At 67.4% G+C, this 12,704-nt stretch carries 12 protein-coding genes; 7 read left to right on the top strand and 5 right to left on the bottom strand.

The window, feature by feature from the left end; all coding sequences use genetic code 11:
- Positions 1 to 2: 2 nt before the first annotated feature.
- From QQZ18_RS08890 to QQZ18_RS08875, 4 genes are all read right to left on the bottom strand, one after another.
- Positions 3 to 1,181, bottom strand: coding sequence for an MFS transporter (locus QQZ18_RS08890; RefSeq protein ID WP_284540212.1), 1,179 nt, complete (start codon positions 1,179 to 1,181; stop codon positions 3 to 5).
- Positions 1,182 to 1,240: 59 nt separating this feature from the next.
- Positions 1,241 to 1,786, bottom strand: coding sequence for a helix-turn-helix domain-containing protein (locus QQZ18_RS08885; RefSeq protein WP_079403053.1), 546 nt, complete (start codon positions 1,784 to 1,786; stop codon positions 1,241 to 1,243).
- A 42-nt stretch (positions 1,787 to 1,828) separates the two neighbouring features.
- Positions 1,829 to 4,546: a DUF2339 domain-containing protein gene (locus QQZ18_RS08880; RefSeq protein WP_284540209.1), complete on the bottom strand. Its 2,718-nt coding sequence runs from the start codon at positions 4,544 to 4,546 to the stop codon at positions 1,829 to 1,831.
- Between the two features lie 116 nt (positions 4,547 to 4,662).
- On the bottom strand, positions 4,663 to 6,204 hold the full coding sequence (locus QQZ18_RS08875) for a sensor histidine kinase (protein WP_284540207.1): 1,542 nt from the start codon (positions 6,202 to 6,204) through the stop codon (positions 4,663 to 4,665).
- A 217-nt stretch (positions 6,205 to 6,421) separates the two neighbouring features.
- Here QQZ18_RS08875 and QQZ18_RS08870 point away from each other — a divergent pair, with 217 nt between their 5' ends.
- On the top strand, positions 6,422 to 6,907 hold the full coding sequence (locus QQZ18_RS08870; protein ID WP_079403056.1) for an Lrp/AsnC family transcriptional regulator: 486 nt from the start codon (positions 6,422 to 6,424) through the stop codon (positions 6,905 to 6,907).
- A 371-nt stretch (positions 6,908 to 7,278) separates the two neighbouring features.
- The gene (gene moaA, locus QQZ18_RS08865; protein WP_284540202.1) at positions 7,279 to 8,286 is read left to right on the top strand and encodes a GTP 3',8-cyclase MoaA; all 1,008 of its coding nucleotides are present in this window, start codon (positions 7,279 to 7,281) and stop codon (positions 8,284 to 8,286) included.
- 33 nt (positions 8,287 to 8,319) lie between these two features.
- On the opposite strand, the gene QQZ18_RS08860 is transcribed toward moaA, so the two are convergent.
- The gene (locus tag QQZ18_RS08860; RefSeq protein ID WP_284540200.1) at positions 8,320 to 9,924 is read right to left on the bottom strand and encodes an ABC transporter substrate-binding protein; all 1,605 of its coding nucleotides are present in this window, start codon (positions 9,922 to 9,924) and stop codon (positions 8,320 to 8,322) included.
- Between QQZ18_RS08860 and QQZ18_RS08855 the strand changes: the two genes are divergently transcribed.
- From QQZ18_RS08855 to QQZ18_RS08835, 5 genes are all read left to right on the top strand, one after another.
- Complete coding sequence (locus QQZ18_RS08855) at positions 9,923 to 10,072, top strand: hypothetical protein (RefSeq protein WP_158522091.1); 150 nt, start codon at positions 9,923 to 9,925, stop codon at positions 10,070 to 10,072. The genes QQZ18_RS08860 and QQZ18_RS08855 overlap by 2 nt on opposite strands.
- A gap of 140 nt (positions 10,073 to 10,212) precedes the next feature.
- On the top strand, positions 10,213 to 10,890 hold the full coding sequence (locus QQZ18_RS08850) for a phosphoribosyltransferase (RefSeq protein ID WP_284540196.1): 678 nt from the start codon (positions 10,213 to 10,215) through the stop codon (positions 10,888 to 10,890).
- A gap of 110 nt (positions 10,891 to 11,000) precedes the next feature.
- Positions 11,001 to 11,393, top strand: coding sequence for a COG4315 family predicted lipoprotein (locus tag QQZ18_RS08845; RefSeq protein ID WP_079403060.1), 393 nt, complete (start codon positions 11,001 to 11,003; stop codon positions 11,391 to 11,393).
- A gap of 9 nt (positions 11,394 to 11,402) precedes the next feature.
- Positions 11,403 to 11,909, top strand: a complete 507-nt coding sequence (locus QQZ18_RS08840; RefSeq protein WP_079403061.1) for a sigma-70 family RNA polymerase sigma factor — start codon at positions 11,403 to 11,405, stop codon at positions 11,907 to 11,909.
- Positions 11,906 to 12,685, top strand: coding sequence for an anti-sigma factor family protein (locus tag QQZ18_RS08835; RefSeq protein WP_284540191.1), 780 nt, complete (start codon positions 11,906 to 11,908; stop codon positions 12,683 to 12,685). The genes QQZ18_RS08840 and QQZ18_RS08835 overlap by 4 nt, the downstream gene beginning before the upstream one ends.
- The last annotated feature ends 19 nt before the right edge of the window (positions 12,686 to 12,704 follow it).

The following is a 12,704-nucleotide window of genomic DNA, read 5'->3' as shown; positions in this document are numbered from 1 at the left end:
CCTCAGCTCTTTCCGGCAAGTCGCTCTCCGAGCGCAAAGCCGGCGAGCGACAACACCGACAGCGCAGCCACCACCGGCGCTACCGTCGACCAGCCCCAGTGGCTCGCCACGTAACCGACCAGCGGCGGGCCGATCAACGATCCCGCCGCGCCGAACTGGGCGAACACGCCGTTGGAGGCGGTGACCAGCGACAGCGCCGCGCCGCTCCTGCGCAACAGCGCCGGAAGCCGGGCGAAGGCAACGGCGGCAACAAGGCCGGAGATGGCGTTGGCGGCGATCACGGCTGCCGCGACGGCCGAAGCCGACAGCTGGGTCGCAAGACCATTGCCCGGAAAGCCGACGAAGAACAGCCCCGCTGGCAGAGCGAGGCCGATGGCGATCAGCATCAACGGCCGCCGCGCTCCTTCGCCGGCCCCGATGAGACGCGCTGCCGCGAAGCTTCCGGCAATCGTCGCGGCCGAGGTGACGCCGGTGACGACGCCGGCAGTGGCGATCGAAAAGCCCCAGGCTTCCGAAAGATAGGCCGGCAGCATGCCGAGTACGCCGACTTCCAGCGTCGTGTAGAAGCCGAAACCCAGGGCGAGCGCCCATATGGTGGCCGGCGGCACCGCGAAGCCGGTCTGGCGGTGCTCGGCCATGGTCGGCAGGTGGAAGGTTCCGGGCAGGGTCACCAGCACGGCGAGCGCCCAGAAGACGAGGATCACGCGCCAGTCGATCAGGCTGGCGGCAAGGCCGGACAGGATGGTGCCGGCGGCGATGCCCACCGGCACGAAGGTACTCCAGAGGGCGAGCGCCGTGGCGCTGGCCCGGCCGGCTGCCATGGCGATCAGGCTCGGCGCGGCGATGACCACCATCAGGTAACCGATGCTTTCGATGAGACGGGCGGCATAAAGCAGCGCCGCGTCGGGCGCCGCCGCTCCGGCGAGACCGGCCGTTGCCACCAGAATCGATCCGGCGGCCAGAACGGCGCGGCCGGAGAAGCGCGCGGCCAGAATGCCGGCGATGGCGCCGAGGCTGGCGCCGCCCGCCTCGATCAGCGACACCATCAGACCGGCGCTCGACAGGGAGAGGCCGAGGTCGGCGCGGATCGCCGGCATCAGCGCCGCCATCTTGCCGAGCTGGGCTGCGGCCAGCACCCCGATGAACCAGAGAAGAATAATCGTCGGCCAGCGTCCGTTCATTGTCGTCAGTCCTTTTGGACGACGGCTAGCAACGCGTCACGCCGGATTCCACGCATGAATTATGCGGAGCGGTCGTAGAAGGAGGTGACGAGCCGGCCGGACGAGCCGTCCGAAAGCCGCACGCGTTCCCACAGCATCGGGCCGGGCCGAATGGGAATGTCGGGGTCGCCGTTGGCGCCGGTGTCGAAGGCGAGCGATCCGAGCCGGTCCTCGTACCAGCCCATGTCCTTGAGGCGGGCCTCCGCCGCCAGGATCTCGTCGGAGGCATAGACCAGCAGCGACCGTCCCAGATAGTCGTCGAGATCGACCCGCCAGTCGGCGGCGCGCGCGTGGGAGGCGGCGAGCAGCCGGTGCGTACGGTCGCAGATGAGATGGACCGGGCTGGTCGACGTCTCCACCAGCCGCTTCAGCGCCGCGTCCTGCGCCGGGTCGGGCCGCGCCGCGAAAATTGCCTGCAAGGCACGCGCCTGCTCCATGGTCAGTGGCAGGCTGCCGTTTTCCCAGCGCGACACCGTCGGCTGGGTGACGCCCATCAGGTCGGCAACGTGCGACTGCTTCATGCCGGCGAGGCGGCGCAGATGCCTGAGCGGCAGCGTGGGGACCATGGCGATGGGACTCGTTGAACGGGCCGAGAAGGTACGTCCGCCTCAGCCCTCCGGCAAGCTTTTCCGCTGGCGCCTCAGCACCGTCTGGTAGGCAAGGCCGATCGCCACCAGCACGCCGCCGAGGCCGATGAACGACAGCGCCCTGAGCGGGCCGGTGAGGCCGGAAGTGTCGATCAGGAACACCTTAGCCACCACACCGGCGACGATCACCGCCGCCACCGTGCGCACCGTCCGGCTTGCGGCAACGAAGCCGACGGTGAGGACGACGAGGCCGAGTACCAGCCAGACGGCCGAGTAGGCGTAGAGCTCGCCTTCCTCCACCCCGCCCCAGCCGAGATTGCCGCTGTGCCAGCCGGCGCGAACGGCCAGCGTTGCCCACATGGCGACCAGCAGGCCGCCGACCGTGGCGGCGATGGGCACGGCGTAGCGGGGCAGATCCTTGCGGCGGCGGGCCAGTCCGGCAATCAGAAGGGCCATGACGGCCGGCCCGAGATAGCCGAGAAGCAGCTTGCCGTCGAAGGCACCGCCATCGATCGGCTCGCCCGAAAGCACGGGGTTGTTGACGATGAGGAGGCCGATGGCCGCCATGATCAGGCCGAAGCCGCCGAACAGCGGCACGCCCCAGATCATCACCGGCGACGGCCGGCGGGCGCCGAGCCAGTTGAGGCCAAGCGAGATGGCCATCATCACCATGGTGAGGAGGCTTTGCTCGGCAAGGCTCGACACCGGGGCGAACAGGTCGCCGCCGTTCATGGCGTGATGGACTTCGATCGTTGCCGTCAGCGCCGTGAAGACGACGGCGAGCGCCTCGAAGATCGGCACGGGGCGTGGATCGTCCGGCGTGCGGCCGAAGCGCCAGGCGGCGTAGGCAAAGCACAGCGTCGGCACGCCGTAGCCGTAGAGAAGAGGATTGAACAGGATCGTCGTGCCGAGATCGTCGCCGACGATGCGTGGGTCCCAGACGACACGGGCGATCACCACGGCGGCCACGGCCAGCGCGGTTGGGCGCAGCGCGGCCACCGGGCGTCGTGTCTCGACCCAGGCGATGCCGGCGACCAGCAGCGCCAGCGAAACGGTCAGCATGCCCCGCTCGAAGGCGATGGTCAGCGCCGCGCCTAGCGCGGTGATGCAGCCGACAGCATAGGCGGCGATGGCGCCGTCGCGCCCCTTGGCGTCGACCGCGAGGCGACGGCCGAGATATTCGGTAACGGAGGCGAGATAGACGGCCGCCACCAGCGCCGCGACGGCGAAGGCCGGAGAGGCCGAGAGATCGCGACTGGTGTTGAGATAGGCGAAGGCGATCAGCCCCGGCGCCGCGAAGGCGCCGGCCACGGCAAGCTGCGGCCGGCCGCGCGCGGCGATGGCGCCGGCAAGGCCCGCCACGGTCAGGATCACCCCGAGCAGGATGCCGATGCCGAGATAGTCGCTGCCGGCGGGCGAGGCCAGGAGGTCGCCAAAGTCGGCGACGGTCGGTTGCCCGGTGACCGGATCGATGACGATGTTGGACACCGTCACGTTGAGAAGGCCGTAGGCGAGGAGGGTGACGACGAGCGCCGTCACCGCGAGGCCGCGCGCCGCCGGCCACTCCGAGGCGAGCGCCATCAGCACGAGCGCCATGATGGCGATGAGCGTGACGGTGAGCGCGCCCGTTCCGGCGGCGGCGACGAAGGCAAGAAGCGGCAGCGCGAACAGGCTGAGGACGGCGAGCGCCGTCCTGTCGAAGGCGACATCCGCCGTGCGGTCGCGCGGCGCGTGGCTGGTGACGAAGACCACGGCGGCGAGCAGCAGCGATATCAGGAAATGGGCGGCAACGTAGAGCTGGTCGGCGGCATGCCCGATGCTCACTACGGTGACCGACAGCAGCAGCGACCACAGGATGTTGGCGGCCGTCGCCGATACGGCGAGCCAACGCCACAGGCGCAGGCGGGCAACGCCATAGGTGGCGGCGGAGACCACGGCGAGATAGATCACCAGCGGCAGCAGCGCCGGCTCGCCGCTGGACACGAGAATCGGCGTCGCATAGGCGGCGAGCAGGCCGAGCGCGGCCAGCGCCGGTCCATGCCTGAGCGCCAGGGTCAACGTCGCCACGCCGACGGCGCCGAGGGCGATGAAGGCGAAGGCCGGCCCGATCAGGCCATAGAGGCCGTAGGCGGCATAGACCGAGGCGAAGGCCGACACCGCGCCGGCGGCGGCCAGCACGCCGGGCACATAGGCGCGCCGCGCCGGGCCATCCGCCTCGGCGAAGCCGGAGCGGCGCAGCCACTCGCCGCCGGCCAGCAGCAGGCCGGAGAAGACGAGACCGAGCAGCACTCGCGCCGCCGGTCCGAGCAGGCCGGCCTCGATCGAGTAGCGCACGAGGAAGATGCCGCCGAGCCCGAGCGCCAGTCCACCGACCCAGACGGCCCAGCGGCTGCCGATCTTCTCTTCCAGCGAGGTGCGGGCGGCGATCGGTTCGCCCTCGACCGGCGGCGCCGTCTCTTCCGGGCTTTCGACGTCGCCGACCGCATCCGGCGTTTCGGGGGGCGGGGAGGGGGCTTCGGGAGCGTCTTCGGCCGGAGCGGCCTCGGCTGCGGCTTCGGAAGCGGCGGCGGGCGCCGCCTCGGCGACCGGCTCGGACGTCCGGGCGGCGCGCAATGCGAACTCCAGCAGCTCTATGCGTTGCCGCAGCTCGCGGGTTCTGGCGAAGGCGACGATGCCGAGCACCGAACCGACGAGGATCGTAAAGACGATGAGGGCGGCAAAAAGCAGAAGGTCATCCATGGCGCGACTGTTTCCCGTTTGGAAAGCAGTGATAGCCGATTGAAATGCTTTTCGGAATGGTTCTCAGGTCAACTCCGGCGAAAGTGGCAGCCGGTTTTGTCGGACCCGGTTCGGCTTCAGCCGTAGCGGCGCTGCCCCGGCCGCTTTCCGCGCCCCGACGTGCCTTCCTCGATGGGCGGCATCACTTCCATGACGCGTGACGGCGGGAAGATGATGGTGACCTCGGTTCCCTCGCGCAGCTTGGACTGAAGGTCGAGAGTGCCGTCGTGCATCTGCATCAGCGCAACGCAAATGGGCAGGCCGAGGCCGGTACCCTGCTCGGCGGTCTGGATGGCGAGCGAGCCCTGGCCGAAGGCCTGGAGCACGATGGGGATTTCGCTTTCGGGGATGCCGGGGCCGTTGTCGCGCACCGACACATACTGTCCGCCGCCCGCCGTCCAGCCGAGGCGGATGAGGATTTCGCCGCCGGGCTGGGTGAACTTCACCGCGTTGGACAGCAGGTTGAGGATGATCTGCCGCACCGCCCGCTCGTCGGCCCAGATCTTTGGCAGGTCGGGCTCGAACTGCTCGGTGATGGTCAGGTTCTTCGACTTGGCCTTCAGCTTCAGCAGGTGGTGGCATTCCTCGGCGAGGAAGGACAGCGTCACCGCTTCCTCGTTGATCTGGTAGCGGCCGGCCTCGATGCGCGACAGGTCGAGAATTTCGTTGATCAGCTTGAGAAGGTGCTGGCCCGAGGTGTGAATATCGGCAGCATATCCCTTGTAGTGTTCGTTGCCGACCGGCCCGAACACCTCGTTCATCATGATCTCGGAGAAGCCGAGGATGGCGTTGAGCGGGGTGCGGAGCTCATGGCTCATGGTGGCGAGGAAGCGCGACTTGGCGAGATTGGCTTCCTCGGCCCGGCGGCGGCTCTCGTCGGAAATGACCTTGGCCTGTTCCAGCTCGACGATCAGCGCGTCCTTCTCGACGCGGAACTCCATCATCGTCAGCGTCGACTCGTAGAGGCGGTAGGCGAGCAGCACGAAGAAGACTTCCGCCAGCACCAGGAAGCTGGCCATCGAATAGTCGACGAAGCCCCGGCCCATGGCAAGCTTCAGGGCGCCGCCGATGGCGATCGGCAGCGTGCTGAACACCACGGCGCGCGGCAGGTTGCTCGCCACCATGGCCAGCACGGCGATGGCGGTGAGCAATGCGCCGAAGGCGAAGGTGCCCGTGCCGCCGAAGATGGCGCCCGGCAGGAAGAACAGCGAGGAGAAGACGAGACCGAACAGCGCCTCGGCGATCAGGAACTGCCGGCGCCAGTACTTGAGGTTCACCGAGCCGGCCGGCGTCTGGCTGAAGCGCCGGGCGGTGAGGCCGATCAGCGTATGGGCGATGAACACCGCGCCGGCCCAGATCGCGACGTACTGGTAGGTCATCCAGTAGGCGGCGGTGCCGCCGAGCGCCAGGATGAGCAGGCCGACCGGCAACCAGCTCGACAGGCGGTTGCGGGCGTACTCCAGCAGGATCTCGTAGTCGAAGGCCGGACGTGTGCCGGAGTCCGACGACAGGCGCTCACGCACGTCCCGGACCGCGCGCGTCACTTCGCGGCGACGCATCGATCGTTGCCTGTTCTGCTCCAGGCGAGCGGTCTGCGACTGGTCCGAGCCCAGGATCATGCTTGACGTCAACTTCCAGCCAATTGTTTGGCCACACTTAAGCCTGATTTTCCCTAACGCCCGGTGTGTTGATATGGTTAACAAGTGGTATGCGAAACCGGAAGGGAACCCGCCGTAACCGGGCAGCACTTGACAAAAGTGGGAAAAAATTTCTTATTTGGCGTCACATTGGCTTGCAAAATAGAAAGCCATTTCAGACGTAGATAGGCGCACGATCATGCTGGACCGGCTGGACAGGAAAATTCTATCGATCCTCCAGGAGGACGCCACCATTCCGGTGGCCGAGGTGGCCAAAAGAGTGGGCCTGTCGACGACTCCCTGCTGGCGGCGCATCCAGAAGCTCGAGGAAGACGGCGTCATCCTGCGCCGCGTGGCGCTGCTCGACCCCAAGTCGGTGAACACCAAGGTGACGGTGTTCGTCTCCATCGTCACCAACCAGCACTCGGAGGAGTGGCTTCGCCGCTTCGCCGAACTGATCCGCGAGTTTCCCGAGGTGGTCGAGTTCTACCGCATGAGCGGTCAGGTCGACTATCTCCTGCGCGTGGTGGTGCCGGACATCGAGGCCTACGACGCCTTCTACAAGCGGCTGATCGCCAAGATCGACATCTCCGATGTCTCCTCGGCCTTCGCCATGGAGCAGATCAAGTACACCACGGCCCTGCCGCTGTCCTATATTCAGCTCGACAAGGACAAGCAGCTCTGAGAGCCTAGCCGAAACTCTACTGGGGCGGGCATCCCTGGGCATCCGTCTGATCCGAAAAGTCTGCAACTTTTCGGACGGATGCCCTTGGCATAGAGTGCTGCGCTTCCGGTGCTCACGGACATTAGGTCCGCTGCGCTCCGGTTCTCGCGCTCGTCGCCATTTGCCGCGCCCCAGCGAATTTCGATCCAGGCTCTTGCGCTCGCGCGACACTCAACTGGGACGTCTGTCTTGGAAGACATGGGCGAACATCGCCCAGGCTCGGCGCATCAAAGCATCGTGAAACATGAGCGCCAGTTGGAGGTTTTCTCGGCCGGCCGGTTGGGCTATCCTCGACACCCCGGTCGTGCCGGGTTCGAGGTGAGCGCCGCCTTATGCAGTCCGTTTCCAACCTGATCGATCCGTTCGGCCGGCGCGTCGACTACCTGCGTGTCTCGGTGACGGACCGCTGCGACTTCCGTTGCGTCTACTGCATGTCCGGCGACATGACGTTTCTGCCGCACGGCGACCTGCTGACGCTGGAAGAACTCGACCGCCTGTGCGCCGCCTTCATCCGGCGCGGCGTGCGCCGCATTCGCGTCTCCGGCGGCGAGCCGCTGGTCCGACGCGGCATCATGGCGCTGTTCCGCTCGCTGAAGACCTATCTCGATGACGGTAGTCTCGACGAGGTGACGCTGACCACCAACGGCTCGCAGCTGACCCGTTTTGCCGACGAGCTGGCCGAGTGCGGCGTGCGCCGCATCAACGTGTCGCTCGACACCCTCGATGCGGAGAAGTTTCGCGCTGTCACCCGCACCGGCAACCTCGACAAGGTGCTCGCCGGCATCGATGCGGCGGTGCGCGCCGGCCTGAAGGTCAAGATCAACACGGTGGCGCTGAGGGAGGTCAACGAGTTCGATCTGGCCGACATGCTGGCCTGGGCGCATGGGCGCGGCTTCGACATGACGCTGATCGAGACCATGCCGCTCGGCGAGATCGACGGCGACCGCCTGTCGCAATACCTGCCGCTGACCGAGGTTCGGGCCACTCTCGCCCGCCGCTTCACGCTCGACGACACGGCTTACCGCACCGGCGGCCCGGCTCGTTACGTGACGGTGCGCGAAACCGGCGGCCGGCTCGGCTTCATCACGCCGATGACCCACAATTTCTGCGAAAGCTGCAATCGGGTGCGCGTCACCTGTACCGGCACCGTCTACATGTGCCTGGGGCAGGAGGACAAGGTCGACCTCCGCGCGCCGCTCCGCGCCTCGGAAGGCGACGACCTGCTCGACGCGGCGATCCTCCGGGCCATCGCCCACAAGCCGCGCGGCCATGACTTCGTCATCGACCGCACCGGCATCCCCTCGGTCAAGGGGCGGCACATGAACACGACGGGCGGGTAGGGCGCCCCATCTGCGAGGCGCCCCTGTATCAAATCAGCTCTTGAGAGCCACGTCGGCCCAGTTGGATACCGCCCAGCGCGGGTTGCTGGCGACGTTCTCGACACTGTCGCGCGCCACGGTGATGAAGCCCCACTCGGCGACGTTGATCAGCGGCAGGTCGGCGGCCACTTGTTTCTGGAACTCCTTGTAGAGCTCGGTGCGGGCGGCGGTATCCACCGTCTCGGCCGCCTTGTCGATCAGCGCGTCGAGCTCGGCGTTGGCGTAGCCGCCCTGGTTGGAGAAGGGCACGCCGTCGGGCGTTCCCGAGCGGACCAGGATGGTGGTGGAGATCGCCGGATCGCCACGGAATACCGGCGGCGCCACGGCCAGATCGAACGTGTGGTCGGTGTAGACCGCCTTCTGATGGCCGGCGGCGTCGTTGTTGACGATCACCGCGTCGATGCCTACGGCGGCGAGCGCCTGCCTGAGATAGTCGCCGAACTGGCGCGTCTCATTGAAATAGGGCGCCGGCAGCAGCTTCAGCTGGAAGCGCGTGCCATCGTCGCCCCGCTTGTAGCCGGCCTCGTCGAGCAGTGCGTTGGCCTTGTCGACGCTGAACTCGTAGGTCGGCACGTCCCCGGTGTAGAACTCCGGCGCGTTCTTCGGCACCGGGCCGGTCGCCGTCGCCGCGTAGCCGAGGAAGATGGTCTTGACCACGAAGTCCCTGTCGATGGCGTGGGCGATGGCCTGACGCACCTTGAGATCGGCAAGTTCCTTGCGGCGGTGATTGATCTCGACGACGAGCTGGTAGGTCAGCGCCTCGTATCCCTTGGAGATCACCTTGATGCCCGGCACCTTGGAAATGCGGTCGAGGTCGGCCAGAGGCACGGCCGAGAAGGCGGCGAGATGAACTTCTTCCGCTTCCAGCGCCGCGCCGGCGCCGGCCCGGTCGGGCAGCACGCGGAAGACGATCTCGTCCACCTTCGGCTCGCCCTTCTCCCAGTAGGTTTCGTTCTTCGACAACAGGTAATATTCGCCGGGCTTGTACTCGGTGAACTTGAAGGGGCCGGTGCCGATCAGCTTGTCGACGGTCGGCGCCGCCTTGAGGTCGGTACCGGCGAAGACGTGCTTGGGCAGCACGGCGGTGACGGCCGGCAGCGCGTTGCGGATGAGCTGGATCGGCGTCGGCTTTGAGAACTTGAAGACGGCGGTGTGATCGTCCGGCGTATCGACGGCCTCGAGGTGGGCGAACACCGAACGTCCGAGGTTCTGCAGCGGCTTCCACACCTCCAGCGCCGAGAAGGCGACGTCGGCGGAGGTGAAGGGCTGGCCATCGTGCCAGACGACGCCCTCGCGCAGCTTGAAGGTGATGGAGAGGCCGTCGTCGGCGCCCTCCCAGGACAGCGCGAGGCGCGGCGCAAGGCCGTTCTCGCCGTCGAAGGATGCCTCGGCCAGAGGCTCGATCACCTTGCTCGACAGGAAGAACACGCCGTTGGAGGCGACGACCGCCGGGTTGAGGTTCTTCGGCTCGCTGTCGGCGGCCACCACCAGGCGCGTCTTCTCCTGTGCCATGAGGCGGGTGGTCGACAGCGCCGTCGAGGCGGCGAGGAGCAGGGAGGCCTTGATCAGGCCACGGCGGGAAAGGACGGCAAAGGTCATGGGTAGCTCCGGCGAAAGCTTCGGCGATCGAACCGTCGCGGATGCGATCGTGCTGTCACTGTCGATCCGCGCGAGCGGATGTTACAGGGATGAATTTGCTGGCGGCAACGGCTCGGAGAACTATTTTTCGCGGGAGACCGATTTGTGACGCCATATTGGGCCAAAGCGGCAGGATCTGTCGTCATCGGCGCCAATTCTTTCCGAAATGATCTCGTCCTCCACACGCCACATGATGCTTTCCCTTGAGGCCGCTTGGCACTACATCGAAGGCATCAATCGGGGCTCTCCATGCAACCGCACGACTTCTGGCAGACCATCGATCCGGCCGGCACCCCTGACGACGGCGGTCCGCTCTCGGACGCCTATCCCGCCCGCCTCGCCGATGGCCGGCGGCTTCTCCTGCCGATCCGGGCGCTTGCCGACGGCCGGCACGGGCTGGCCTCGCTGATCGTCAATCAGGCGAGCTTTGAGGTGCTGTCGGCGCTGGCGGACGATCTCGCGGCCCGGCTCAGGCAGCACGCACCCGACGTGGTGGTCGGCCTGCCGACGCTGGGCCTGACGCTGGCCGCCGCCGTTGCCGAGCGGCTCGGCCATTCCCGCTATGTCCCGTGCGGTACGTCGCGCAAGTTCTGGTACGTCGAGGAACTGTCGGTGCCGATGAGCTCGGTCACCACCCACCATGTGAAGCGCCTCTACGTCGACCCGCGCATGTTGCCGCTTCTGAAGGGACGGCGGGTGGCGCTCGTCGACGACGTGATTTCCTCCGGCACCTCGATCGTCGCCGGCCTCAGCCTGATGGCGGCCGTCGGCGTCGAGCCGGTGGCGGTCGGCGCCGCCATGCTGCAGACCGACCGCTGGCGCGCGGCCCTCGCCGACCTGTCACCCGTCTGGCCCGATCGTGTCGTCGGCTCGCTGGCGACGCCGCTGCTGGAACGCGCAGGCGACGGCTGGCGGCCCGTCGCATGAGGGGCGGAAGCCGTCCCGCAAAAAAAAGACGGGGCCTACGGAATAAAACGTATCGGGGCGTGTTGTTGTCTTCGGGAGCTGGGTCCCTGCGTCTCCCGAGGAGTTACCCCATGAACAAGCTGATCGTTTCCGCACTGCTCGCCGGCCTTGCCACCGCCACCGTGCCGGCCTTCGCCGAGGACTATGCCTCCGGCGCCATCAAGACGATGGACACCGCCAAGGGTGAGGTTCTGACCGACGCCAAGGGCATGTCGCTCTATACCTTCGACAAGGATGCCGCCGGCGTCTCCAACTGCTATGGCGATTGCGCCGTCAAGTGGCCGCCGGTGACGGCCGCTGCAGGCGCCAAGGCCGCCGATGACTTCTCGCTGGTGACGCGCAAGGATGGCGCGCAGCAGTGGGCGTTCAAGGGCATGCCGCTCTACCTCTGGCAGGGCGACAAGAAGCCGGGCGACGTTCACGGCGATGGAATGGGCGGCGTCTGGCACCTCGCCAAGGAGTAAGCGCCAATTATGCCGGGCTTCCTGGACGACCTCGAAACGCTGGTGCCGGCCTTGCGACGCTACGCAAGGGCGCTCACCCGCAACACCGACCGGGCCGACGATCTCGTCCAGGACTGTCTCGAACGCGCGATTGCCAAGCAGAGCCTGTGGCGGCCGACCGGCCCGCTCCGCCCCTGGCTTTTCAAGATCATGATCAACCTCTACCGCAACGACCGCCGCCGCCAGCGCGGCTCGCTCGAACAGGAAACGCTGGACGTCCTGCCCTTCGAGCCGGCCACGCCGGCAACGCAGGGCGCACGGCTGGCGCTGGCTGAAACGGCCGCCGCGCTTCAGCGGCTTCCGGCCGAGCAGCGCGAAGCCTTGCTTCTCGTCGCGCTGGAGGGAATGAGCTATGCCGAGGCAGCCAGTGCCCTCGACATCCCCCAGGGCACGCTGATGTCGCGCATCTCCAGGGCGCGCGAGGCCCTTCGCGCCATGGTGGACGGACAGGGACCGAAACTGAGGTCGGTGAAATGAGAGACGACGACACCATCACCGAGGCCGACCTCAACGCCTATGTCGACGGCCAGCTGACGCCGGAACGGCAGGCGATGGTCGAGGCCCATCTCGCCGACGATTCGGGCGACCGGGAGCGCGTCGCCGCATGGCAGGCCCAGGCCGCGACATTGCAGGCGCTCTACGGCCATGTCGCCGACGAACGGCCGCCGGCCCGTCTGGCAACTTGGCGGCTTGTCGCCGACAGGCGCAGGCGGCTGAGCCGCATCGCCATGTCCATGGCCGCCGCGCTGGCGCTCGTGGTGCTCGGCGCCGGTGGCGGCTGGGTCGGTCGTGGCCTCGTCATGCCGGCGGCGTCGGAAATGACGCTGGTGAGCGAGGCGGAGGCCGCCCATGCGCTTTACGCGCCGGAGGTGCTCCATCCGGTGGAAGTGAGCGGCGAGGAGGGCGCACATCTCACCAAGTGGCTGTCCAAGCGCCTCGACCGCAGCCTGATCATCCCCGATCTCGCGTCCGAGGGCTTCTCGCTGGTGGGCGGCCGCCTGTTGCCGGCGGCGCAGAGCGCGGCGGCGCTCCTGATGTACGAGAACGGCGAGGGCGCCCGCGTCACCCTCTATGTCGTGCCCCAGGCCGGCGGCGAGACGGCCATGCGCTTCACCACCAAGGGCGACCTTACGGCAGTCTCCTGGCAAGCCGAAACGCTCGGCTGCGTGCTGGTGGGCAACCTGCCGCGCGACACGCTGATGAAGCTCGCCAAGACGAGCTACGGCAGCCTCGACGCTGGATCGAACATCTGAGAAAGGCCGGCCGAGCCTT

This window comes from Pleomorphomonas sp. T1.2MG-36, from assembly GCF_950100655.1.
Taxonomy (GTDB): domain Bacteria; phylum Pseudomonadota; class Alphaproteobacteria; order Rhizobiales; family Pleomorphomonadaceae; genus Pleomorphomonas.
This window is presented reverse-complemented; position numbering and strand designations above follow the sequence as displayed.